Annotated in this window: 21 protein-coding genes and 1 pseudogene; 14 read left to right on the forward strand and 8 right to left on the reverse strand. The window is 41.0% G+C overall.

Annotated elements, in window-relative coordinates; translation table 11 throughout:
- Positions 1 to 27 precede the first annotated feature (27 nt).
- The 5 genes from C6N34_RS11815 (at position 28) to C6N34_RS11835 (ending at position 4,730) form a co-directional block, all read left to right on the forward strand.
- On the forward strand, positions 28 to 867 hold the full coding sequence (locus tag C6N34_RS11815) for an urease accessory protein UreD (protein WP_006275905.1): 840 nt from the start codon (positions 28 to 30) through the stop codon (positions 865 to 867).
- 13 nt (positions 868 to 880) lie between these two features.
- Positions 881 to 1,183 (forward strand): urease subunit gamma, encoded by a 303-nt coding sequence (ureA, locus tag C6N34_RS11820; protein ID WP_006275904.1) that lies wholly within the window; start codon positions 881 to 883, stop codon positions 1,181 to 1,183.
- A gap of 10 nt (positions 1,184 to 1,193) precedes the next feature.
- Positions 1,194 to 1,499 (forward strand): urease subunit beta, encoded by a 306-nt coding sequence (locus C6N34_RS11825; RefSeq protein ID WP_006275903.1) that lies wholly within the window; start codon positions 1,194 to 1,196, stop codon positions 1,497 to 1,499.
- Positions 1,500 to 1,564: 65 nt separating this feature from the next.
- Entirely contained in the window at positions 1,565 to 3,274 is a 1,710-nt protein-coding gene (ureC, locus tag C6N34_RS11830; protein WP_115539173.1) for an urease subunit alpha, read from the forward strand.
- A gap of 52 nt (positions 3,275 to 3,326) precedes the next feature.
- Positions 3,327 to 4,730 carry an aldehyde dehydrogenase family protein gene (locus C6N34_RS11835; protein WP_115539174.1) on the forward strand — a complete coding sequence of 468 codons (1,404 nt, stop codon included), beginning with the start codon at positions 3,327 to 3,329 and terminating at the stop codon, positions 4,728 to 4,730.
- Between the two features lies 1 nt (position 4,731).
- Here the strand turns inward: C6N34_RS11835 and C6N34_RS11840 are convergent.
- A protein-coding gene (locus C6N34_RS11840) for an IS1 family transposase (RefSeq protein WP_236107022.1) occupies positions 4,732 to 5,419 on the reverse strand; the annotation gives its coding sequence in 2 pieces (ribosomal slippage) (positions 4,732 to 5,154 and positions 5,156 to 5,419; 687 coding nt in all).
- A gap of 243 nt (positions 5,420 to 5,662) precedes the next feature.
- Positions 5,663 to 5,830, reverse strand: a complete 168-nt coding sequence (gene rpmF / locus C6N34_RS11845) for a 50S ribosomal protein L32 (protein WP_040008035.1) — start codon at positions 5,828 to 5,830, stop codon at positions 5,663 to 5,665.
- A 306-nt stretch (positions 5,831 to 6,136) separates the two neighbouring features.
- Between rpmF and C6N34_RS11850 the strand changes: the two genes are divergently transcribed.
- Positions 6,137 to 7,606: a caspase family protein gene (locus tag C6N34_RS11850; protein WP_072149091.1), complete on the forward strand. Its 1,470-nt coding sequence runs from the start codon at positions 6,137 to 6,139 to the stop codon at positions 7,604 to 7,606.
- Here C6N34_RS11850 and C6N34_RS11855 read toward each other — a convergent pair.
- From C6N34_RS11855 to C6N34_RS11870, 4 genes are all read right to left on the reverse strand, one after another.
- Complete coding sequence (locus tag C6N34_RS11855) at positions 7,603 to 7,962, reverse strand: Mo-dependent nitrogenase C-terminal domain-containing protein (RefSeq protein WP_115538097.1); 360 nt, start codon at positions 7,960 to 7,962, stop codon at positions 7,603 to 7,605. The two genes, C6N34_RS11850 and C6N34_RS11855, sit on opposite strands and share 4 nt — an antisense overlap.
- A gap of 225 nt (positions 7,963 to 8,187) precedes the next feature.
- Positions 8,188 to 9,957, reverse strand: coding sequence for a ribonuclease J (locus tag C6N34_RS11860; RefSeq protein ID WP_115538098.1), 1,770 nt, complete (start codon positions 9,955 to 9,957; stop codon positions 8,188 to 8,190).
- Between the two features lie 280 nt (positions 9,958 to 10,237).
- Positions 10,238 to 11,122, reverse strand: a complete 885-nt coding sequence (gene dapA / locus C6N34_RS11865) for a 4-hydroxy-tetrahydrodipicolinate synthase (protein ID WP_006277596.1) — start codon at positions 11,120 to 11,122, stop codon at positions 10,238 to 10,240.
- A gap of 61 nt (positions 11,123 to 11,183) precedes the next feature.
- On the reverse strand, positions 11,184 to 12,203 hold the full coding sequence (locus C6N34_RS11870; RefSeq protein ID WP_115538099.1) for an aspartate-semialdehyde dehydrogenase: 1,020 nt from the start codon (positions 12,201 to 12,203) through the stop codon (positions 11,184 to 11,186).
- A gap of 282 nt (positions 12,204 to 12,485) precedes the next feature.
- Between C6N34_RS11870 and tig the strand changes: the two genes are divergently transcribed.
- From tig to C6N34_RS11905, 7 genes and pseudogenes are all read left to right on the forward strand, one after another.
- The gene (gene tig, locus C6N34_RS11875; protein ID WP_115538100.1) at positions 12,486 to 13,847 is read left to right on the forward strand and encodes a trigger factor; all 1,362 of its coding nucleotides are present in this window, start codon (positions 12,486 to 12,488) and stop codon (positions 13,845 to 13,847) included.
- Between the two features lie 190 nt (positions 13,848 to 14,037).
- On the forward strand, positions 14,038 to 14,751 hold the full coding sequence (gene clpP / locus C6N34_RS11880; protein WP_115538101.1) for an ATP-dependent Clp endopeptidase proteolytic subunit ClpP: 714 nt from the start codon (positions 14,038 to 14,040) through the stop codon (positions 14,749 to 14,751).
- 10 nt (positions 14,752 to 14,761) lie between these two features.
- Positions 14,762 to 16,102, forward strand: coding sequence for an ATP-dependent protease ATP-binding subunit ClpX (clpX, locus tag C6N34_RS11885; RefSeq protein WP_115538102.1), 1,341 nt, complete (start codon positions 14,762 to 14,764; stop codon positions 16,100 to 16,102).
- A gap of 122 nt (positions 16,103 to 16,224) precedes the next feature.
- Positions 16,225 to 17,073, forward strand: a complete 849-nt coding sequence (locus tag C6N34_RS11890; RefSeq protein ID WP_115538103.1) for an alpha/beta fold hydrolase — start codon at positions 16,225 to 16,227, stop codon at positions 17,071 to 17,073.
- Between the two features lie 18 nt (positions 17,074 to 17,091).
- Positions 17,092 to 17,559 carry a DUF29 domain-containing protein gene (locus C6N34_RS11895; RefSeq protein WP_115538104.1) on the forward strand — a complete coding sequence of 156 codons (468 nt, stop codon included), beginning with the start codon at positions 17,092 to 17,094 and terminating at the stop codon, positions 17,557 to 17,559.
- Between the two features lie 122 nt (positions 17,560 to 17,681).
- Positions 17,682 to 18,149 (forward strand): annotated as a pseudogene (locus tag C6N34_RS11900) (DUF29 domain-containing protein).
- 159 nt (positions 18,150 to 18,308) lie between these two features.
- Positions 18,309 to 19,616: an ABC transporter substrate-binding protein gene (locus C6N34_RS11905; RefSeq protein ID WP_115538121.1), complete on the forward strand. Its 1,308-nt coding sequence runs from the start codon at positions 18,309 to 18,311 to the stop codon at positions 19,614 to 19,616.
- 30 nt (positions 19,617 to 19,646) lie between these two features.
- Here the strand turns inward: C6N34_RS11905 and C6N34_RS11910 are convergent, their stop codons facing one another.
- Positions 19,647 to 20,270 (reverse strand): hypothetical protein, encoded by a 624-nt coding sequence (locus tag C6N34_RS11910; RefSeq protein WP_236107024.1) that lies wholly within the window; start codon positions 20,268 to 20,270, stop codon positions 19,647 to 19,649.
- 198 nt (positions 20,271 to 20,468) lie between these two features.
- On the opposite strand from C6N34_RS11910, the gene sbcC reads away from it, so the two are divergent.
- Complete coding sequence (gene sbcC, locus C6N34_RS11915) at positions 20,469 to 23,486, forward strand: exonuclease subunit SbcC (RefSeq protein WP_115538105.1); 3,018 nt, start codon at positions 20,469 to 20,471, stop codon at positions 23,484 to 23,486.
- Here the strand turns inward: sbcC and C6N34_RS11920 are convergent.
- Positions 23,478 to 23,942: an SH3 domain-containing protein gene (locus tag C6N34_RS11920; RefSeq protein WP_115538106.1), complete on the reverse strand. Its 465-nt coding sequence runs from the start codon at positions 23,940 to 23,942 to the stop codon at positions 23,478 to 23,480. The two genes, sbcC and C6N34_RS11920, sit on opposite strands and share 9 nt — an antisense overlap.
- Between the last annotated feature and the right edge of the window lie 24 nt (positions 23,943 to 23,966).

Raw genomic sequence — 23,966 nt, forward strand, 5'->3', positions numbered from 1 at the left:
GTAGTCAATTATAGCGTTTCCTTACTTATGGACAACCAGGAAAATAGTTGGCATGGAAAACTCGAGTTAGTCTATGCTCAACGTCAAAACTCCACCCAATTAATGTTCAGTCACAATCAAGCACCCTTAAAAGTACAACGCCCTTTTTACCCAGAAGGTGAAAAAATATGTCACAGTGTGATTTTACATACCGCTGGAGGTGTAGTAGCAGGCGATCGCCTGAGTTCAAAAATTCACTTACAATCGGAGACGGACGTACTAATAACCACAGCAGCTGCCAATAAAATCTATCGGAGCAATGGGTTGTATGCGAAACAAAAAGTAAGCATCCAAATAGATAGAGGATCATGTTTAGAATACCTACCTCAAGAGACAATAGTATTTAATGGTGGGAGATATAGACAAGACGTGCGCATAGAATTAGGAGAAGGGAGTAGTTTTATAGGGTGGGAAATCAGTAGACTGGGGAGAACAGCAAGAGGGGAAAAATTCCTGGAAGGAGAAATCCTATCCCACACAGAAATATGGCAAGGGGAAGTACCACTATGGATAGACAGACAACATATACCCGGTGGTGTAGAAGCATTTTACAACCCTCATAGTTTAAAAGGGAACCCGGTAATTGGCAGTTTTGTCTGTGTTGGTTTACCCATATCTGAGGAAAGGATAGAAAAGTCCCGTTCTGGGATTGCTAATGGGTGGGATGCTGGTGTAACCAGGTTAGAACAGGGAATGTTGTGTAGATATCGTGGTAATTCTACATCCTGGGCAAAAAATTGGTTTACAAATGTTTGGCAAGATTTGCGACAATCTTTGTTAAACCGTGGTAATTGTATTCCTAGAGTCTGGCAAATTACCAGGAACTAACCAGGAGGTAAAAATGCAACTGACACCCCAGGAAAAAGACAAGTTATTAATATTCACAGCTGCTTTAGTAGCTGAAAGAAGAAAAAATCGAGGATTGAAGTTAAATTATCCCGAGTCCATAGCCCTGATTTCCGCTTCCATTCTTGAAGGAGCAAGGGATGGACAAACAGTAGCACAACTAATGAGTTATGGAACAACTCTACTAACCCGAGAGGACGTAATGGAGGGTGTAGCAGAAATGATTCACGAAGTGCAAGTAGAAGCTACATTTCCCGATGGCACAAAATTAGTAACCGTTCACAATCCCATTCGATAGAGGAACCAGCATGATTCCAGGAGAAATCATCACCTTACCAGGTGACATAGAACTAAACGCCAGTCGCAGCACCACTAACCTTATAGTAGCCAATACAGGAGATAGACCTATCCAAATTGGTTCACACTTTCACTTTTATGAAGTTAATAGCTCCCTGAAATTTGACAGGGAAAAAGCACGGGGAATGAGACTAGATATCCCCGCAGGAACAGCAGTCAGATTTGAACCTGGAGATGAGAAAGAAATTACCCTAGTTCCCCTAGTAGGGAGAAGAGAAATCTATGGGTTCAACGGTAAAATCAACGGTAAGTTATAAGAACAAGCGCATAAACAAAACAAAGAAAATAATTAAACTAGTCAAAATAATAAATAGGAGAAATAATGCCTTATAAAATGAATCGCCGGGCTTACGCTGAAACATACGGACCCACCGTAGGAGACAAAATTAGATTGGCAGACACTGAGTTATTTATAGAAGTAGAGAGAGACTTCACCACCTATGGAGACGAGGTCAAATTTGGTGGAGGAAAAGTGATTCGGGATGGTATGGGACAATCCCCAATTGCCAATAGGGATGGTGCTGTAGATTTAGTCATTACTAACGCCCTAATTTTGGATTGGTGGGGTGTGGTTAAAGCAGACGTTGGTATTAAAGATGGGAAAATTCATAAGATTGGTAAAGCTGGAAATCCCTACATTCAAGACAACATAGACATCATTATTGGACCTGGAACTGAAGCTCTAGCTGGTGAAGGTATGATTCTCACTGCTGGTGGAATAGACACCCACATACACTTTATTTGTCCCCAACAGATTGAGGTAGCTATTGCTTCCGGGATTACGACCATGATTGGTGGAGGAACGGGACCTGCTACGGGAACAAATGCCACAACTTGTACCCCAGGACCATGGAATATTTACCGAATGCTACAAGCAGCAGATGCTTTCCCTGTGAATTTAGGGTTTTCTGGTAAGGGTAATACCAGTCAACCTCAAGGACTAATAGAACAAATAGAAGCTGGAGTAATAGGCTTAAAACTCCATGAGGACTGGGGCACTACACCCGCAACAATTGACACCTGTTTAACCATTGCCGATGAATATGATATTCAGGTAGCCATTCACACTGATACCTTAAACGAAGCTGGTTTTGTGGAGGATACCATTGCAGCATTTAAACATCGGGCCATTCATACCTACCACACAGAGGGAGCAGGAGGAGGTCACGCACCTGATATTATTAAAGTGTGTGGACAAGCCAATGTGTTACCATCATCCACCAATCCCACTCGTCCTTATACTCTCAATACACTAGATGAACATTTGGACATGCTAATGGTATGTCATCATCTAGATCCTAGCATTCCTGAAGATGTGGCCTTTGCCGAATCTCGTATTAGAAGAGAGACGATCGCAGCTGAAGATATTCTCCACGATTTGGGTGGTTTTAGTATGATTTCTTCCGATTCTCAAGCTATGGGAAGGGTAGGGGAAGTAATTATTAGAACCTGGCAAACTGCCCATAAAATGAAAGTACAGCGGGGTGAACTCTCCACCCCAGGAAAAGGAGCAGATAATTTTCGCGCCCAAAGATATATAGCAAAATACACCATTAATCCTGCTATTACCCATGGGATTGCTGATTATGTTGGTTCGGTGGAAGAGGGAAAAATGGCGGATCTATGTTTATGGAACCCAGCTTTTTTCGGTGTGAAACCGGAAATAGTAATTAAGGGGGGAATGATTGCTTGGGCCCAAATGGGTGATGCTAATGCCAGTATTCCCACACCTCAACCTGTCCATAGCCGCCCTATGTTTGGTAATTTTGCTGGTGCTCGTCACACTACATCATTAACCTTTATGTCCCAAATAGGTTTAGTCAGAGAAGTTCCTCAAATGTTAGGATTAAAGAAATCAGTGGTTGCTGTTGGCAAAACTAGAACAATTACTAAACAGGATATGAAACTGAATGATTGGTTACCGCGCATTGAGGTTGACCCAGAAACCTACGAGGTCAGAGCCAATGGGGAATTATTAACTTGTAAACCCGCCACAATTTTACCAATGGCACAAAGATATTTTTTGTTTTAAGTTATTTTGAGCTATTTTGAGTTGAGAAGCTGTTAACCTAGAGGAATATTACATGATTTCCATTGCTAGTGTAGACCCAAATACCATAACCACCCATCTCCAAACACAAAGAGAATTCTTTGCCACAGGTAAAACTAAAGATGTTAATTTTCGCCTGGCACAACTGCAAAAATTGAGAACCCTGGTGACTGATAATAAAGAGTCTATTATTACAGCTCTAAAGGGTGATTTAAATAAACCAGAATTTGAAAGTTATGCCATGGAGATCGGAGCTATTAAAGAAATAGATTATGCCATTAAGCATATAAAAATATGGACTAAACCTAAAAAAACTGGAGTTCCCCTAGAGTTCTTTAACTATTCAGCTAAAATATTGCCCGAACCCTTGGGAATGGTTTTAATTGTTTCCCCTTGGAATTATCCATTTCAGTTGGTTATTTCGCCTTTGGTGGGATCTATCGCTGCGGGTAATTGCACCATCATTAAACCCTCTGAACTAGCACCCCATACAGCCAAATTGCTAGCAAAATTGATCGGCGAATATTTTCCACCAGAATACATTAGGGTGGTAGAAGGTGGGGTGGAAACTAGTAAGCAACTACTAGAACAAAAATTTGATCACATTTTCTTTACAGGTAGTACTAGTATTGGTAAGATAGTTATGACAGCAGCAGCTAAACATCTTACACCAGTCACCCTAGAATTAGGTGGCAAAAGTCCTTGTATTGTTGACAAAGAAATTAATCTAGAACACACCAGTAAACGTATTATTTGGGGCAAGTTTATTAATGCTGGTCAAACTTGTATTGCACCCGACTATCTGTTGGTAAACAAAAAAATTAAATCAGCTTTAATCAATTCTCTCCAGCAAGTTCTTCAAGAATTCTATGGAGATAACCCAGAAGTTAGTCCAGATTTTGCCCGAATTATCAATAAACATCATTTCCATAGATTAACCGAACTACTTAAAGCTGGTAGAATCATTGTGGGAGGAAAAATAAACCCAGAACGGTTATATATAGCACCAACACTAATAGATGATATTTCCCTAACTGATAAAATTATGGAAGAGGAAATATTCGGACGCATTTTACCCATAATTGAATATACAGATATTCAAGAAGTAATAGAAATCATTAACTCTAAACCCAAACCTTTAGCTCTGTATCTATTCTCTGAAAATAAAAAGCTGCAAGAACAGGTTTTGACTAATACTTCGTCGGGTGGCGTATGTATCAATGACACGATTATTCAAGTAGCGGTTTCTTCCTTACCATTTGGTGGAGTTGGTGATAGCGGTATGGGTAGCTATCACGGTAAAGCAGGATTTGACACTTTTTCTCACTATAAAAGTGTTCTGTATAATGGTTTCCGATTGGATCTAAACTGGCGTTATGCACCATATTTAAGTAAGATGTCCACCTTGAAAAAGAGGCGTTGCATATTTGCGGGATGAATCAACTAAACGCGGGTATTACTTCATACTTTAAATAGTGAAGTAATAATTTAATTGAATACCTAAGCATATCTACAGATTTTGAATAGCATAGCGTTTTTCTATGTAGTCGCGCTAAGTAGTGACGTAAACGTGTATTTTCACCCTCTACCCTAGTCATATATGTTTTGCTCACAATATGATCCTCTGGCTGAATAAAACTCGGATAAACCCTCCACCCATCAGTAACATAAAAAAAGCATTGCCAGAGTTTAACGATGTCCCACAAAGGTTGAAATGCTTGTGAGCTGTGGTCTCCCACAACCCAAGCCAGGATATTTTTACGGAAGTGATTTACTGCTGTCCACAACCATATTTTGTTTTTTTTTGATCCCACAAAGGTCTCCAACTCATCAAGCTCACCTACCAAGGGTGTTTCCTGGTGGAGCATCTGGAAGTATGGAACCAATTTGTTTTAGCCAGTAAATAATAGTTGTATGATGAACGCCTTTATCGCGTTCAATTGCTCTAAATCCCATACCGTTAACATAAGAGCGCAGGCAACTTTGTTTAACTTCTTCTGAATAGCCTTTAGGTGGACTATAGACATCGATAAATTGACGACCACAATCAACACAAATGTGATTTTGTTTACCTCGACGTTTGCCATTCTTTCTGATTTTGGAAGACCCGCAGTTTGGACAATGCACAGTAGATTACCTCAATTCATACCTCTATTATGCAACGCCGAAAAAGATTATTGGAGCCTAGGTTTTCACAATCTCCTCCAGAAAAAGCACTCACCAACTGGTTAGGGTGTTGTTTCTGGAGCAAGTAGGGAGGCACAATTATTTGTAGGATGGGTGGTAGCGTAACCCGTGGTGTTGGGTTTCATACTTCAACCCAACCTACGTTCATCTTATATTTGATTCCAATTCCACCCACCCACTTATCTAGGATTCTTCGTCTTCGTCGGTGGGATAAACAAAAGTAGAACGTCCAGACAAAATTGACTTACCCAGAGAAAGAGCTTTTTTAGCCTCAACAGCAGCTTTATGTCTCCAAGTAGCTCGACGCTTGTCTCGTTTTGATTTAGAGGTTTTCTTCTTAGGAACGGCCATAAGAACCAATATGGTGATTTTTGACAACCTCCCTATTTTAGTCCATCAACTGGGAATTTATCATCAATTTTTGAGCGATTGCCATTAATCTAATAAAACATTATAAATACAATATAAGTGGGTTTCGTTCCTCAACCTAACAGCTCTATTAATTTCAATACTAAAAAAACCGCTAAGTATTGGAAATCTGCCAAATTGGCTAATAAATAAGCAAGGTATGGTTTATAATAGCCAGTAATTGTAACTTGTTTATACCACACTTCATGACACTCTCTTTCAAGCACCTAAGAACCGACTAAGGGCGGGATGGCAAATTACTGGGCAATTACTATTGGCATCAATCAGTATGAGTTATTTCAACCTTTAGGTTGGGCTCAAAACGATGCAGAAGCATTAAACGATTTATTAGTGACCGAATTGGGGTTCTTAGAGGAGAATTGTCTGTTAATGACAAATTCTTCCCCAGCAAGAGGAGAAAGGTCTTCTCACCCCAACCGAGAAAATATATTATATTTCTTGCACGAACTGGAGGCAAAATTTTGGCAACCAGGAGATTATCTCTGGTTTTTCTTGAGTGGTTATGGTGTTAATTATAACAACAAAGACTATTTATTGCCCCAGGATGCCAATCCAGACAGGATTGGGGAAACTGCTATACCAGTTGGGGAAATCATGCAAGGTTTCCAAACTGCTGGGTTAAATGTCCTACTGATATTTGATATTAATCGTGCTTTTGGAACCCAAGCAGATGCTCCTGTGGGTCAGGAAATGCTCGATCTGGCTCGGGAATTAAATATGGCCATTATGCTGTCTTGCAGTCCAGAACAATTCTCCCATGAAAGCAGTGAATTAGGTCATGGTTTTTTTACTGCAGCATTATTAGAAGCTTTATCTTCTGCCCAATGTCGTAGTTTAAAAGATTTAGACTCTTATTTAAGTTATCTTGCTCCACAACTATGTCAACATCATTGGCGACCTATTCAAAACCCTGTAATTGCTATTCCTGATCGTCTTAATTCCATGTTCCCAGCTTCAGAGTTAGAAGAAGCGTGGAAGCACGATTCTAATGAACAGTTAATTTTTCCCCAGGAAAGTTTCGCCCAGATTTTACCCTTAGCTCAGGAGATCCAGTCCCAAAAGTCTCCTGATTTGAATTCCTTTTTACCGGAAAATCAAATAGCAGAAAATAAAAATCAATCTACAGTTACCTCTTTACAGTCCCATGGGGGGGGTAACAGGGGGGGTAGTAGATTTATCCCTATTCTTCCCTTTGCTAAGGATTATGCTCAACTTTCCACTCCACAATCAGCTCCCCTTTGGCAACAATTTATTTGGTGGGGGGGTGGTACTATTGTTGGGGTAATTGTGATGGCAACGATAATTCTACAAAATCATGCCAGTTTCCGACTGCATAAATTCTCCACGCCCCATGATACCAGCAGCAATTCGGAATTTTCCCAAAATTTAACTTCTCCTCTCTTGGACACGGCCAAGTCCCTCATTCGACCAGACCAAGCATCTAGTTATGGTGATGCCATTAAAATGGCTAAAAAAATACCACCGGGACAACCGGAGTTTGATCTGGCCCAAGCTGCTATTAATGACTGGAGCGACCAAATTTTACAACTGGCTAAAAATCATGCCGATCAGGGAGAACTTAGCCAAGCTATAGAAACTGCTGGTTTAGTACCCCCCCAAACTTCTGCTTTTGAGGATGCTCAAGATGCCATTCAAAAATGGCGTAGACAAAAAGACCGGGGGGATAGAAATCTCTAAGCTTCACCACATTCGTCTGCTAAATAACATAGCGCCCGAAATCTTAGATAGGTCAGCTGGTCATAAAAGGGATTGAGCTTACACAAGGGGGGAATGTGAAACAGGACTTTTCCCAGTAGTTTTACATCCCGCTCAAAAGGACACTGGGCGGGAATTAGTTTACATAGTATGTGGGCAAAGTCTCGATCCTGTACTTTGATGTTATCTAACCAGTTACGCACAGGCCCCAGCATGTCCCATCCAGTCTGGGAATGCTGTTCTTCGTTGACCACACTACCGGGATTTGCTTCCATTTGGTGTGGCGATACCCAACTGGTCAAAAAAATCTTTTTGGTTGTATTCTCAAATACTTTCATGTTTACTCCTCTTTTATGATGAGGGTTGTTTGTGACTGATGAATATACAATTTGACAATTACTTCTACCGGAAGAATAGTTTGTTGCCCACAGTTTTTGATAACTTGGCACCTCTCCAATTCTAGTTCACACCTGAACCTTTACATGAGTTTGGTGACTAACGTAATGAATCTTAACATATCTGGGGAAAGGTGGCAACATGTTGATTTCCACCTCTCCCAGTTCCTATGAAGCCACAGCGGTAGAACGGGGCCTTCTTCTTCTACCATCAGAAGCTTTAACTGTGGTTTCGGGTAATTGTTCGGGAACTTGTAGTAACAATGTTACGGAAGCCTGACATTGTAATTCCCGCCGCAGTGAACGACCTAACTCTTTCTCTAGGGTGTCTTGCAGTCCACCCCAGTCTACATCATTACTACCTGCGGTGCAAAAATCAGACCAACGAACACTCAGAATTTCTTCAATCCGCTGCTGTACCCACTTCAATAGTAGCGATCGCTCGATGCTGGTGACTACACCTCGGAGGTAGATTTCTGGTTTAGCCAGCAGTTTGCCATTCCAATCAATAGCTGCTGCTACTGTTGCTAGTCCTTCTGCTGCCATAGTTTGTCTTTCTTGTAGGACTTTGGCGCTCACCATTCCTGAACTGGTGGTATCTACTAGCTCGATACCGGAGGGGACTTGAGCTGCAATGCGGATGGAGTTTTCTGTTAGTTCTATCACATCTCCATTGCGGATGATTACCATATTTTCTCGGGGAATTCCCATACTTTGGGCGGTTTCCGAGTGTTTAACCAACATCCGATGTTCCCCATGGACAGGTACAAAAAATTTAGGACGGGTTAGAGCTATCATCAGTTTCTGCTCTTCCTGACAACCATGACCAGAAACGTGTACTCCTTTCTCCCTACCGTAGACTACTTTGGCTCCCTGGATCATTAGTTTGTCAATGGTGTTGACCACGGCAATAGTATTACCAGGAATGGGGTTGGCAGAGAAAACTACTGTGTCTCCCTCTCGAATTTTGATATGGGGGTGTTCTTTATTGGCAATGCGGGTCATGGCGGCCATGGTTTCCCCTTGGGAACCAGTGGTCAGAATCACTACGTTCTCATCCGGTAAGTTGCGAATGGTATGTAAGGGCTGAAATAGACTATCTTCACACTTGATGTAACCCAGGTTACGGGCATGGGCAATGAAGTTCAACATTGAACGCCCTATGACTGTTACCACCCGATTATGCTCCTTGGCCAGCTGTAACACTATGTTGATCCTATGAACGCTGGAAGCAAATGTGGTGACAAATAGTCTTCCCCTCGCTTGGGAGAATACCCGATCCAGATTAGGATAAACCGCACGCTCTGAAGGAGTGAAACCTGGCACCTCCGCATTGGTTGAGTCGCTCAGGAGACATAATACTCCCTTTTCTCCATGTTCTGCTAGACGCTGTAAATCAAAGGTTTCTCCGTCTATGGGCGTGTGGTCAATTTTGAAATCCCCTGTGTGAATTACCACGCCTATGGGAGTATGAATGGCAACCGTAAAACTGTCCGCTATGGAATGGGTATTGCGAATATATTCCACAAAAAAGGATTTGCCAATGCGCACCACGTCACGAGGCATTACTTTTCTTAATTGGGTGCGATCGCTCACTCCTGCTTCTTCTAGTTTTCCTTCCAGTACAGCTAGTGCCAATCTGGGACCGTAAATAACTGGGATATCAAACTGTTTCAGGTGAAATGCTATGCCACCTATGTGGTCTTCGTGACCATGGGTAACAATCATTCCCCGAATCTTATGCTTATTTTCTCTCAAGTATGTGGTGTCAGGTAACACTATATTCACACCGTGCATAGCTCCTGTAGGGAAAGCCAGACCAGCATCCAAGAGGATAATTTCATCCTCGTACTCGAAAACACATGTGTTTTTCCCTATTTCGTGCAGTCCCCCCAAGGGAATAATTTTGAGGGTAGAATTAACTTCGTTTCTAGCCATTGTCTCCTAGATATTGTGTCAGTGATCCGTCAGTTGAAAGTTAGATTTATCGTATAAAATAGAACTCTTGTATATCATCTCCCCCAATATGGTCAACCACTAAACCCTGGGGGAAAGATACTCGGTGTGTATTTTGTCAAGGTACTTTGTTTATATACATTTTCACATTCTTATTAAAGTTTTAACAATTGTTACTTAGAGATGAAAACTCTTCACTGCGTAGGTAATCCTTATCATTCTGCTTATAAAAGTACCAATGAAGATATTTTAAAATGGTGATTCAGACCAATTTCATTTCGCACAACACCGTTTTTAATTTCTGACATACTTCCATATCAGCTTCTAATAGTGGCAGACGCAGGGATCCCACATCCCAACCAGTTATTTTTAGGGCTTGTTTAACGGGAATAGGGTTGGCAGTTAAAAACAAAGCCTTAAACAGGGGAAAGAGTTGTAGATGAATCTCGGTAGCAGTTTTAACTTGCCCAAGACTAAAGGACTCAATCATTTGTTTAATTTGATTACCTACTAAATGGGAAGCCACGCTAACCACTCCTTTGGCCCCAATTGCCAGTAGGGGTAGAGTCAGGGAATCATCTCCAGAGTAGATCTGAAACTCCTGTGGTGTCAAGCGGCGAATTTCGCTGGTTTGATCCAAATTACCACTAGCTTCTTTAATTCCCACAATGTTATCAATTTCTGCCAGTCCCATAACTGTTTCTGGAATTAAATTTTGACCTGTTCTGCTAGGAACATTATATAACAGAACTGGCATATCCGGACAGGATTTGGCGATCGCCTGGAAATGGTTATATAGTCCTGATTGGGGAGGTTTATTGTAGTAGGGTACCACTTGTAAAGAACCATGTACACCCAATTTGGCTGCTTTTTGGGTAGCTGCGATCGCCTCTGTAGTGGAATTGGAACCACAACCTGCAATCACCTGAGCTTTTCCCGACACAGCTTGTAGTACCTCAACAAACAGCTGGTATTCTTCATCCCAGCTGAGGGTAGGGGACTCACCAGTTGTACCACATACTAACACAGTATCTGTGCCATTATCAACCAGATGGGAGGCCAATTTTCCTGCCAGATCGTAGTTAACGTTTCCCTCCGGTGTAAACGGCGTAATCATTGCCGTTATGACTGTGCCAAAATCTCCCACCCGTTTTTCACTCCTTACAATAAATTATTAAAAATGACTGACAATCCAGGCATACCGTAGTTTAACCCAGAAGATTTTCTTTGACTAATAATTCAGCGATTTGTACAGCATTTAAAGCTGCTCCCTTGCGAATCTGATCGCCACATAGCCACAGTTCCAGTCCACAGGGGTGGGAAATATCCTGTCTAATTCTACCCACCAAAACCTCATCCTTACCACTAGCCTCCATGGGCATGGGGAAATAATTCTTGTGCCAATCTTCCAGCAATTGAACACCGGGGGAACCACTTAAAATTTGCCTAGCAGTATCTGGAGCAAAGGGGGTGTCAAACTCCAGATTAATAGCTTCCGAATGGGCTCGCAGTACGGGAACCCGCACACAAGTAGCAGTAATTCTAATATCTTGATTCCCGAATATTTTCCGGGTTTCATTGACCATTTTTAATTCCTCCTCACAATATCCCATACTAGTCATAGGAGAGTTGTGGGGGAATAAATTGAAAGCCAGGGGATAGGGAAGAACCTGGGCCACGGGTTGTTTACCTTCCAATATAAACTGGGACTGGACTTTCACCTCTTCCATGGCTTTAGCTCCAGCACCACTGGCTGATTGATAGGTAGCAGCTACAATTCGTTTAACTGGTTTGACCTGATGTAATGGCCAAACAACCAATGCCATAAGTATTGTTGTACAGTTAGGATTAGCAATAATGCCTTTATGATTTGCCGCCTCTTGAGGGTTCACCTCTGGGACAATCAAAGGCACATCCGGGTGCATGCGGAAAGTGCTAGAATTATCTATAACTACCGCTCCCCTATCCACGGCCTTTGGGGCCCAAATTTTGGAGGTTCCACCCCCAGCACTAGCCAACACAATATCAATCTGGTCAAAGGATCGGTCATTCACTGACTCTATTACCAGATTTTCTCCCTGAAATTGGATAACCTTACCAGCACTGCGTTCTGATGCCAATAATTTTAAATTATCGACCGGGAATTTACGACTTTCCAGTAGTTCCAGTAGTTCTGTACCAACAGCACCGGTAGCACCTAAAATAGCTACAGAATAGGATTTAGACAAATGGGACTCCTTAAACTAATCATCCCTATTGTAGCAGAAAATCACCATGAGTAGAATGGATATGAGGTTGGCTAAAAACAACTTTTAGATAAAATAGGGAATGGACAATGGGGGCTGAGTTCCCAACACACACTATCTATTGCCCAAACTGCACAAAACTGATTTATAATTTCTAACGATTGCTGTTGATTATCAGCGACTACTACAACATCTGTACCCTAGCAAGTTAGTTAAATCAGATTACTACAGCTGTCAAGATAAAAATACCACAAGAGACCAAGCATGAAAATTACCCAGGAAAAACTAGAAAAAAGCCAAATTGGACTAGAAATAGAAATTACACAGGAATCCACCAGAGAAAAGTACGAGCAAGTAATTAAAGACTTAATGCGTAATGTAAACATTCCTGGGTTTCGTAAAGGCAAAGTAAACCGACAAATATTATTGCAACGTATTGGCGCAAATCGTGTTAAAGCATCCGTATTAGAGGAATTAATTCCAGAAGCTATTGAACAAGCAGTTAAACAAGAGAATATAAAAGCCATTGGTCAGCCAAAACTGGTTTCATCTTTCGATGATCTTATAGGTAAATACCAGCCAGGAGAAACCTTGACATTTTCTGCTGCAGTGGATGTGGAACCTGAAGTAAACATTAAACAATACACAGGAATGCAAATTAAAGCGGAGGAAGCCAAGTACGATTCCACCAAAGTAGATCGGGCCATTGAGGAAGAACGGGAGAAAATAGCGACCTTAGTCCCAGTAGAGGGAAGGGCGGCCCAATTAGGAGATGTAGTGCTAGTGGATTTTAGTGGATCACTTGCGGAAACCCCAGAACAGGAACCCGCACTAATTCCTGGTGCCCAGGGAGAAGATTTTTCAGTGGACTTAAATGAGGATCGGTTTATTCCTGGATTTGTCACTGGTATAGTGGGCATGATTCCGGGAGAAACTAGGGAAATTCCAGCTCAGTTTCCCCATAATTACCCCGATGAGAACCTGTCCAATAAAGCAGCATTATTTACAGTAACACTCAAGGAAATTAAGGAAAAAGAACTGCCAGAATTGGACGACAATTTTGCCCAAGATGTCAGTGATTTTAAAACCTTAGCAGAATTAAGAGCATCCTTGGAAAAACAATTTCAACAGAAGGTAGAAGAAAAAAATACTGAAAATAAGCACGAGGCTTTGTTGCAAGAGTTGTTGCAGCATGTAGAAATTGATTTGCCAGAAACCATGATTGAACAGCAGGTAGATCACAGACTAGAAAAAACTGCTTTTAACTTGGCACAGCAGGGTTTAGACGTGAAAAGACTGTTTACCAAAGAAACTGTTGTTCAATTACGAGAAAATATACGGCCCTCTGCAATTGAGGATCTCAAACGCGACTTAGCCATAAGAGAAATTGCTAAACGGGAATCAATCACAGTAGATAAGGAAGAAGTTAAGAAAAAAGCCGACGAGGTGTTACAACAATACTCTGGTGAAGACATAGATGTAAAGAATTTAAAGTTAGTATTAGGGATAGAGTTAGAAAGAGAGAAAGTTCTGGAGTGGCTAATTGCCAACTCATCCCTAGAACTAGTACCCGAAGGTTCCTTGAGTGGTGGAGACCAAGAACCAGAAACCGTCACACCTGAGTAAGAAGAATGGGAAGACATTGTTTGTAAAGTCTTCCCGTGAATAAATACCTAATTTTTCCCAAGAAACCACAAGAAAAGTAAATATAGGGCATAATGGTTAGCACAAACCCCAAAAACCTCGATATTTAAAAACCATACCCTCGCCTTCATTCTGTCCAAATTAGTCTAACTGAAGTTTTAAATATTTTTGTATGCTTATATCACAGTCGGAAAATCCCCCAATCACTAGTCTGAGCACCATGAATATCCAATGTGGTTATAATAACCTAAATCCTATTAGCCCTAGCAGTATTGTCCCCATGGTGGTGGAACAGTCTGGTATGGGGGAGAGAGCATTTGACATATACTCCCGATTACTGCGGGAGCGGATTATTTTTTTAGGAACGGCCATAGATGACAATGTAGCCAACTCTATAGTTGCCCAATTATTATTTCTGGATGCAGAAGACCCAGAAAAGGACGTTCAACTGTACATCAACTCCCCGGGAGGGTCTGTTTATGCAGGAATGGCGATCTATGATACTATCCAACAAATACGTCCTGATGTAGTAACTATTTGTTTTGGACTAGCAGCTAGTATGGGAGCATTTTTGTTAACCGCAGGGACTGCGGGTAAACGCATGTCTTTACCAGATTCACGGATCATGATTCATCAGCCACTGGGTGGTGCCCAGGGACAAGCGATTGATATTGAGATCCAAGCACGCGAGATTCTTTATATTAAGGCTAACTTAAATCAACTAATGTCAAAACATACTGGACAACCTTTAGAAAGAATTGAAGCTGATACCGAGCGTGACTTTTTTATGTCACCACAGGAAGCCAAAGATTATGGCTTAATTGACCAGGTTATTTCCAGACAAAATCTCCCCTCATCCGGGGCACCAGTCACTATCGTTAAATAAGAGGCTTGATATGTCTAAATACGATTCACACTTAAAATGTTCGTTTTGCGGCAAGTCTCAGGAGCAAGTGCGGAAGTTAATAGCAGGTCCGGGAGTATACATCTGTGACGAATGTGTTGAGCTGTGCAACGAAATTTTGGACGAAGAACTGTTAGATGCTAATAATGCGGCCAATTCTTCACCACCCAAACCAGAACAAACTCCAAAACGTCGCACTAATTCTGCTAATATCTCCCTGAATCAAATTCCTAAACCCAGGGAAATTAAAAACTACTTAGATGAGCACGTTATTGGGCAGGACGAGGCAAAAAAAGTGCTTTCTGTTGCTGTTTACAATCACTACAAACGGTTAGCAGTAGCTCAAGGTAAGGCAAATGACAAGTCCCCAGGAGAGGACAGTGTGGAGTTACAAAAATCCAACATTCTCTTAATTGGTCCTACTGGTTGTGGTAAAACCCTATTAGCTCAAAGCTTAGCCAAAATCCTAGATGTTCCCTTTGCTGTAGCAGATGCCACAACCTTAACAGAAGCAGGATATGTGGGAGAAGATGTAGAGAATATTCTCCTGAGACTATTACAAGTTGCCAACTTAGATGTGGAAGAAGCACAAAGAGGAATAATCTACATTGACGAAATAGATAAGATTGCTCGTAAGAGTGAAAACACTTCCATTACCAGAGATGTATCTGGTGAAGGGGTACAACAAGCCCTTTTAAAAATGTTAGAAGGTACTATTGCCAATGTACCACCACAGGGGGGACGTAAACACCCCTATCAAGACTGCATTCAGATTGACACCAGCAACATCTTATTTATTTGCGGCGGAGCTTTTGTCGGTTTAGAAAAAGTAGTAGATCACAGAGTGGGGAAAAAGTCAATGGGCTTTGTCCAATCTGGAGAAGGGCAATCTAGAGAAAAACGGGTAGCAACCACCCTTAAACAATTAGAACCCGATGATTTAGTTAAATTTGGCATGATCCCAGAATTTATCGGACGTATGCCAATGGTAGCAGTGGTGGAACCCTTGGATGAGGATGCTCTCATGGCTATTCTCACCCAGCCACGTAGCGCTTTAGTCAAGCAATATCAAAAACTGCTTAAAATGGATAATGTAAACCTGGAGTTTAAAGAGGAAGCATTAAGTGCGATCGCCCAGGAGGCGTACCGGAGAAAAACAGGAGCCAGGGCGCTACGAGGGATTGTAGAGGAACTAATGTTAGACGTAATGTATGAGTTGCCATCTCGTAAAGATGTAACCACCTGCACAGTGACAAGAGAGATGGTAGAGAAGCGTTCTACAGCCGAATTGTTAGTTCATCCTTCTTCTTTGCCCAAGCCAGAATCTGCTTAGACTAAATAGATAAAAGAGTTTGGGGATGAGATACAGCAAAAATTGTCCCCCTATTCTTTATCAATCCTGTGGGAGGTATTCGGGAAAAAGCTATATATTATATGGATTATAATTAGCGGTTTATGGCTTATATAGAAGTTCGCGGTGTGAATCACTACTATGAATGGATAAGAAAACCATCGGAAATAGCAAAACCGGTGATAGTGTTTTTGCATGGTTGGGCAGGTTCTTGTAGATATTGGCGTAGTACAGCCGAAGTATTATCGGAGAGATTTGATTGTTTTTTGTATGATTTAAGAGGTTTTGGCAGTTCCGAATGTCAGCCTAAGAATAATCAAGAAAATATTAAATTAAGCTATGAACTAACAGAATACGCGGAAGATCTAGCAGTTTTATTAAACCAATTGAACCTAGAGCGAGTGTATATTAACGCTCATTCCATGGGAGCTTCAATTGCCACCTTATTTTTCAATCGTTATCCCCAAAGAGTGGTGAAAGGAATTTTGACTTGTAGTGGAATCTTTGAATATGATGAAAAAGCCTTTGCTGCATTTTATCAATTCGGTGGTTATGTAGTTAAATTTCGCCCCCAATGGTTAACCAAAATACCCTTAGCTGACAGAATGTTCATGGCGAGATTTTTGCATCGTCCAATTCCTGATAGTGAAAGAATAGCCTTTTTAGAAGATTTTGTAGCTGCGAATTACGATGCAGCTTTAGGGACAATTTTCACATCTGTAAGCAAAGAACAAGCAGAAACCATGCCTGATGAATTTGCCAAATTAACAGTACCCACATTATTAATTGCTGGAGAACATGATATCATTATTCCTGCTGATCTTGGGAAAAAAGCAGCCAATTTGAATGATAAAATTCAGTTGGAAATAATCCCTGATACAGCTCATTTTCCCATGTTAGAGGATCCGGAGACTTATTTAGAGAAAGTACAAGGTTTTCTAGTCAGTAGCTAATATTTAGGGAGGGAAAGTATGAGTGTTGGCAATTTAGAAGACTTAGGGTTAGGAGATTTACAGCAACTGCACGAAACAGATGATTACCAGTGGTTGTTGACCAACATTAAATTATTGAGGAATAAGCAGTTTGACCAGCTGGATTTAGAAAATTTAATTGAGGAATTAACTGACCTGGGTAACGAGAAAAAAAATGCAGTAGAAAGTTGGTTGCAACAGGTTATTAGACACTTATTACTCTATCAGTATTGGCATGTGGAAATTGAGAGAAGTTCCGGACATTGGCAAGCGGAAATTTACAACTTTCGAGATCAGGTAAATAGTAAATTAACCAGTAAACTACGTAGCCATCTAGTTGCAGAAATGCCAAAGATTTATCAAAGAGCTTTAGGTTACGTACAACGAAAAACAAACCATCAAATTGATTTTCCTAGAGAATCTCCCTATAGTCTAGAACAATTGCTAGATATTAATTATCTTGGTTAACTAAGTGGGTGGAATTAAACACAAGATCAACGTAGGTTGGGTTAAGGAACGAAACCCAACGCCCCCATGGGTTACCTTACCGCTACTTAACCATCAGTAAATGAACAGCTTAGAGGTAAATTATGAGTATTGGCAATTCAGAAGACCTAGGATTAGCAGATTTACAACAACTGCACCAAACAGATGATTACCAGTGGTTATTGACCAACATTAAACTGTTGAAGAATGGGCAGTTTGACCAGCTGGATTTAGAAAATTTAATTGAGGAATTAACTGACTTGGGTAATGAGAAAAAAAATGCAGTTAGGAGTTTATTAGAGTAGATTATCAGACACTTATTATTGATACAATATTGGCGGGAAGAACACGAAATAAATAGTCATCATTGGCAATCAGAATTGCTGGGATTTCGTTATCAAATGCAAGATAGATTAACAACCAACTTGCAATTGTTTCTAGCGCAGGAGATGGAAAATATTTATCAAAGAGCATTAAAATTTGTCCAGATCAAGACAAAATTTAAACTACAGTTTCCCACTAAGTGCCCTTACACCCTAGAACAATTATTAAACATTGATTATCCCTGTTGACAAAAATAAAAAGTTGTGGAACAATCATTTTGGCTAAATAAAGCAGCGCAAATAACAATTTAATCTTTGATTAATCTTTAAAAGTCATGCACGGACAACTTACGTGTGACTATGCTGACTTTAGGTTCTAAGGGTATTGGAAGGAGTGAAAGGAAACAGATGTTAAAACGTAACGTTTCTCTAGTGTTAAGTGTAACATTGGTAACTAGTGCCTGTCTTTTGAGTGGTTGTGAAAATACAACTCAAAATACAACCGAAAATACAAGTAATACCACCTCACCTGCAAACGCAGGAACTGGTAAAGGTCTAAAAATTGGTAGTTTATTGCCAACCACTGGGGATCTAGCTTCCATTGGTCAACAAATGGCGGGTTCAGTCCCCCTACTGGTAGAAACCGTCAATGCTTGTGGTGGTGTGAATGGTGAACCAGTACAACTAGTGGAAGTAGATGACCAAACCAAACCAGAAAGTGGTGCAGCTGGTATGACTAAACTAGCTACAGTAGATAAAGTAGCTGGTGTAGTTGGTTCCTTTGCTAGTAGTGTTTCCACCGCAGCTGTTTCAGTAGCTACACCCAATAAGGTTATGCTCATATCACCAGGAAGCACCAGTCCCGTATTTACCGAAAAAGCTCAAAAAGGTGACTTTAAAGGTTTTTGGGCACGGACTGCACCACCAGATACCTATCAAGCATTGGCTTTAGCTCAACTGGCCAAGAAAAAGGGTTTTAAGAGAGTTTCCACAGTTGTGATTAATAACGACTATGGTGTAGGCTTTGAAAAAGCATTCGTACAAACATTTGAGAAATTAGGTGGAACAGTAGTTAATAAGAACAAACCTGTGCGCTATGACCCCAAAGCCCAAACTTTTGAAACTGAAGCTGGTGCCGCTTTTGCAGGTAAGCCCGATGCGGTTTTAGGTGTAATGTATGCAGAAACAGGTAGTTTATTTCTCAAAGCTGCTTATCAACAAGGAGTAGCTAAAGGAGTACAAATCCTATTGACTGATGGAGTGAAATCAGATAGCTTCCCAGAACAGGTGGGTAAGGGAGCAGATGGTAAATATTTATTATCTGGAGCAATAGGAACAACCCCCGGTTCCAACGGTAAAGCCCTAGAGTCCTTCAAAAAATTGTGGCAACAAAAGAAAGGTGGCACTCCGGGAGAATACGCACCCCAAGCCTGGGATGCTGCAGCTTTGTTGGTGTTAGCAGCTCAATCGGCTAAAGAAAATACCGGTGTGGGAATTGCCAGCAAAATCCGGGAAGTTGCTGAAGGTAGTGGTAAAGAAGTTTCTGATGTGTGTGAAGGACTCAAACTAATAAAAGCAGGCACAAAGATTAATTACCAAGGCGCCAGCGGGGATGTGGATGTGGATGCTAATGGCGATGTACTTGGTGTGTATGATGTTTGGACCGTGGGTGATAATGGTAAAATTACGGTTATTGACCAAGTAAGTCCCAAATAGGGTTATGGGGGAGGTATCTCCCCCTGGTGACTAAATTCCGCTGAATCTATAACCCACACCAAATAACAAACCAATATCAACGGAGCGGAAAAACCCCGCATTGATAGATGCTGTAGCGGTAAATCTATCACTTAATGGCATATCCACACCACCGGATAATAACAGAGCAATTTTAGGATATTTATCATTTTGAACTCGCACATTAGTATCCTTACTGTCTTTAATTGCCACACCAATTCCCGCATAGGGAGCAATGGGTAGGGCGGAACCATTTAATACTTGTTTTATTTGTGGGTAGGCAAAATCATAAGTGATGGGAACTAGAAATGTGGTATCACTACCTAAAACCGCTCCTGGTCTGATGGAGAAGGAATTGAAAACGGAGAGCTTGCTGACAATTCCAAAATTACCATCAGCTAATGGCGAACTACCACCACTTATACCAATATTTCCTCCCACCCCAATATAACTTCCCCCTTCTTGAATAGGTCTTGTTAAAGCAGCATCCATTTGAGATTGGGCAGATTGACCAGGAGGAGCAGCATTATCTGATGGAATAACCTGTGCTGTTGCAGAAGAACCACTACCTAAAACCACTAGGGTTAGTAGACTAGATAGGCAAAAAAGATGTTTGGCAAAGAACATAGTATTCATATTATTGGGTAGTATTGTGGTATGGTAACATCTTTAGTTGTTAGTATTTTTTGGGAAAAAATCCGTGGCCAATGTCAAGAATTTCCTCACTCTTTAACATTCAACACTAAAAAATCGTTTTTTGCATCCCTAATTTGAAATAAACTATTAGGATAGAAGTATTTGCTACCTTGTGTATATATCTCACCAGAGTTAATAATGATTCCAGTTCGACTGATTCTAAAAAACTTTTTGAGTTACCGTGATGCAACTTTAGATTTTATGGGATTGCACACGGCCTGCATTTGTGGTCCTAATGGAGCAGGTAAATCTTCTTTGTTGGAGTCTATAACTTGGGCAATCTGGGGTCAAAGTCGTGCCAACATTGAGGATGATGTTATCTATGCTGGATCACAAGAGGTTAGGGTTGATTTTACTTTCTACAACAATTTACAAAAATATCGGGTAATTCGTACTCGTGCCCGAGGTGCTACAGGTATTTTGGAATTTCAATTGGAAACTCCTGCTGGTTTTCGTCCTCTTACGGGTAAGGGTATCCGTGCTACCCAGGACCTGATTCTCCAACATATTAAGTTGGATTATGAAACTTTTATTAATTCGGCTTACCTCCGCCAAGGACGCGCTGATGAATTTATGCTAAAAGGACCTGCTCAACGTAAGGAGATTTTGGCGGAGTTGTTAAAGCTCAATCAGTATGATTTGTTGGAGGACAGAGCTAAGGATAATTCTAAGCAGTGTAAGGGAAGGGTGGAAGAGTTGGAACGTTCTATCCACAACATTCAATTACAATTGACTGATAAGGAGACAATTCAAACCCAAAGAGCAACTTTGGAAACCAGATTACATCATTTGCAACAACAACAGACTTCTGATTATCAACAGTTGCAAGATCTACAGGTGGTTGAACGTCAACGTCACGATTGGGAAACTAAGTTGGGGGTAGTTCAACAACAGTGTCAGAATCTCGTTCCAGAATGCGATCGCCTGTATCAAGATGGTTCAGTTGTCAAGTCTCAATTGCAGGAGTTAGATTCTATTTTAGGTCAGTCTGAAGAAATTCAAGCTGGTTATAGTGGTTTTCAAGCTCTACAATCTCAGGAAGAGTCTTTTACTAGGAAATTTGAGCAACATAATCTTGCTATTAGTTTTAAACAAGCACGAGAACAGGAACTAGGGACACGAGTTCAAACCATTCAACTGCAAATACAACAGGAGTCGGTAGAATTAAAGGCCTCGGAAAAACAGGAGCAGGAATTACAAGGGTGCTTACACAAGTCTAAAGAAGTAGAATCTGCATTGAGCAGTTTATCTGCTGCTCGTGAACATCTTAACCAGATGGAACAGTTACAAATCCAAGTGACTCCCCTCCTACAACAACGAGCAAGTTTACAAAGTCGGATAGACCGGGTTTATGCTACTTTGTCAGCTAAATTGGAGGGGTTGGAAAATACTCGACAACAACTACAATCGAAAGATTCTGACTTTTCTCGGTTACAGGAGTCCGCTACACAACTGGATAAGCAAATTGAGGAGTTGGAAAAGAAACGTGTCTATCTTCAAAGGGTACATGAAAAAGGAAATGATCGTCGCCATGTAATTGAACGTTTGCAAACTCATCAAACTGAATACGAGAAATCTTTGGGTAAGCTGGAACAAAAGATACAGCTACTTCAGGAGCCTAATGCTCTATGTCCCCTCTGTGAACGTCCTTTAGATGAGCATAATTGGAGTCGGGTTGTAGAGAAAACTCAGGGAGAATACAAGGATACTCAGGAACAATTTTGGCAAACACGAGAATTATTGGCAGTGTCTGACCAAGAAATTCAAGCATTAAGGACGGAATATCAGACAATCTCCCGACAGGTGGCAGAATATGAGTCTTTAAGGCAAAAAAAAGGAGAATTAGGTGCTCATCTGCAAGCTATGATCGATGACCGGGAAAGGTTGAAGCAACTTGCTTTAGAGAAGGAAAGTTTACAGGCTCAATTACAAGGGGATTATGCTCCCGAACTACAACAGGAACTCCAAGAAGTAGATCAGCATTTACAACAACTAAATTATCAGGAAGAAAATCACGCTTTAGCTAGAAGTGAGATAGAGCGTTGGCGATGGGCAGAAATTAAACAGGCTCAGATTAAAGATGCTCAAAAGAAAATAGCTCAACTAGCACAGATTAAGCCTAAACTAGTAGCCAAGATTGAGGAGTTACAAGCACAAGTGCTATGGGAACAGACTAATTCACCAATAGCTGAGGAAATTGGGAGATTAGCAGTGCATATTGCTGCTATTGATTATAGTCATGAAGCACATCAGGAAATTCATAAAAAAGTTCAAGGGAGTCAACATTGGCAATTGAAACATCAGCAGTTGTTATCTGCTCAACAACAATATCCTTATCTGGAAAAAAGACTGGCAGATTTGAGTAGTGATTTGCAGCAAAGAGAGGCGCTAAAACAAAAACTTGCCATGGAAATGGGCGAAATAGAGAAGCAATTAGCATCTATGGTCAATCCAGCAGAGAAAATTGCTGATTTAGACCAGAAGATGGTAGTTCGTCGTCGAGAAATGGATGAAACTATTACTCATTTAGGCAGGTTGGAACAAAAGATACATCAGTTAGAACTGCTGCAAAATCAATATGAGCAAGAAAAGGACCAATTAGCAGTTTGTAAGAAAAAACAGCGCGTTTATCAGGAATTGGCACAGGCATTTGGTAAAAATGGTATCCAAGCACTGATGATTGAAAATGTGTTACCACAACTGGAAGCAGAGACTAACAAGTTACTTTCTCGGTTGAGTGGTAGTCAGTTACATGTACAGTTTATTACCCAGAAGTTGGGGAGTAAATCAGCTAAGAAAGGCGCTAAGTTGGTGGACACTTTAGAAATTTTAATTGCTGACACAAGAGGTACAAGAGCTTATGAAACTTACTCTGGAGGGGAGGCGTTTAGAATTAATTTTGCTATTCGGTTAGCATTGGCTAAATTGCTGGCCCAGCGTGCTGGCGCTGCACTACAGTTGTTAATTATAGATGAGGGATTTGGCACCCAAGATACGGAAGGATGCGATCGCCTGATTGCTTCTATTAACGCAATAGCGAGCGATTTTGCCTGTATTTTGACTGTGACCCATATTCCCCATCTCAAGGAAGCATTTCAGGCGCGAATAGAAGTAAATAAGAACCAACAGGGTTCCCATTTATCCCTTTCAATTTGATTTTTCCGTATTACCAGCTTTAACCCAACCTTCTTGATCAGTATCTGGAATCCTAATTTTTTGCCACTTACCATCCTGACTGGTTTCTAAAATAATCACTTTTTGATTACCAGCAACCCCACCAATAGCTTGACCCTCAAAAGCGGGTTTATCTCGCACACTCAAACCTTGTGACCAGGTAACCACAGCAGTATAGGATCCTGGTGGTAAAGCAGTAGGTGATTCCCGATTGAGTTCTGGTGTTGCAGTAGGTTTTGGTTTTACCTTCACCACCTGTTTGGGGGTAACCTTGGGTAAATTAGGTTTTGGATCGGGATTGTCATTAGCAAACATGGGTTTTTCAGGAGCGATGGCAGTGCGATTGATAAAGTATATAGCTATTGTCATACCACTACCCAACAAAACGGCGATCGCCAACAAAAATCCAAGCACAAATTTAAGCAAACCAGATAGCATAGTTATTCCTTATTTTATCAAGAG

Origin of the sequence: Cylindrospermopsis raciborskii Cr2010 (assembly GCF_003367075.2) — a bacterium.
Classification (GTDB): domain Bacteria; phylum Cyanobacteriota; class Cyanobacteriia; order Cyanobacteriales; family Nostocaceae; genus Raphidiopsis; species Raphidiopsis raciborskii.

Excerpts from the sequence above, each read along its gene's own strand:
- C6N34_RS11815 (WP_006275905.1), top strand. The coding sequence starts at position 28 with ATGGACAACCAGGAAAATAGTTGGCATGGAAAACTCGAGTTAGTCTAT.
- ureA (WP_006275904.1), top strand. The coding sequence starts at position 881 with ATGCAACTGACACCCCAGGAAAAAGACAAGTTATTAATATTCACAGCT.
- C6N34_RS11825 (WP_006275903.1), top strand. The coding sequence starts at position 1,194 with ATGATTCCAGGAGAAATCATCACCTTACCAGGTGACATAGAACTAAAC.
- ureC (WP_115539173.1), top strand. The coding sequence starts at position 1,565 with ATGCCTTATAAAATGAATCGCCGGGCTTACGCTGAAACATACGGACCC.
- C6N34_RS11835 (WP_115539174.1), top strand. The coding sequence starts at position 3,327 with ATGATTTCCATTGCTAGTGTAGACCCAAATACCATAACCACCCATCTC.
- rpmF (WP_040008035.1), bottom strand. The coding sequence starts at position 5,830 with ATGGCCGTTCCTAAGAAGAAAACCTCTAAATCAAAACGAGACAAGCGT.
- C6N34_RS11850 (WP_072149091.1), top strand. The coding sequence starts at position 6,137 with ATGGCAAATTACTGGGCAATTACTATTGGCATCAATCAGTATGAGTTA.
- C6N34_RS11855 (WP_115538097.1), bottom strand. The coding sequence starts at position 7,962 with ATGAAAGTATTTGAGAATACAACCAAAAAGATTTTTTTGACCAGTTGG.
- C6N34_RS11860 (WP_115538098.1), bottom strand. The coding sequence starts at position 9,957 with ATGGCTAGAAACGAAGTTAATTCTACCCTCAAAATTATTCCCTTGGGG.
- tig (WP_115538100.1), top strand. The coding sequence starts at position 12,486 with ATGAAAATTACCCAGGAAAAACTAGAAAAAAGCCAAATTGGACTAGAA.
- clpP (WP_115538101.1), top strand. The coding sequence starts at position 14,038 with ATGCTTATATCACAGTCGGAAAATCCCCCAATCACTAGTCTGAGCACC.
- clpX (WP_115538102.1), top strand. The coding sequence starts at position 14,762 with ATGTCTAAATACGATTCACACTTAAAATGTTCGTTTTGCGGCAAGTCT.
- C6N34_RS11890 (WP_115538103.1), top strand. The coding sequence starts at position 16,225 with ATGGCTTATATAGAAGTTCGCGGTGTGAATCACTACTATGAATGGATA.
- C6N34_RS11895 (WP_115538104.1), top strand. The coding sequence starts at position 17,092 with ATGAGTGTTGGCAATTTAGAAGACTTAGGGTTAGGAGATTTACAGCAA.
- C6N34_RS11905 (WP_115538121.1), top strand. The coding sequence starts at position 18,309 with ATGTTAAAACGTAACGTTTCTCTAGTGTTAAGTGTAACATTGGTAACT.
- C6N34_RS11910 (WP_236107024.1), bottom strand. The coding sequence starts at position 20,270 with ATGAATACTATGTTCTTTGCCAAACATCTTTTTTGCCTATCTAGTCTA.
- sbcC (WP_115538105.1), top strand. The coding sequence starts at position 20,469 with ATGATTCCAGTTCGACTGATTCTAAAAAACTTTTTGAGTTACCGTGAT.
- C6N34_RS11920 (WP_115538106.1), bottom strand. The coding sequence starts at position 23,942 with ATGCTATCTGGTTTGCTTAAATTTGTGCTTGGATTTTTGTTGGCGATC.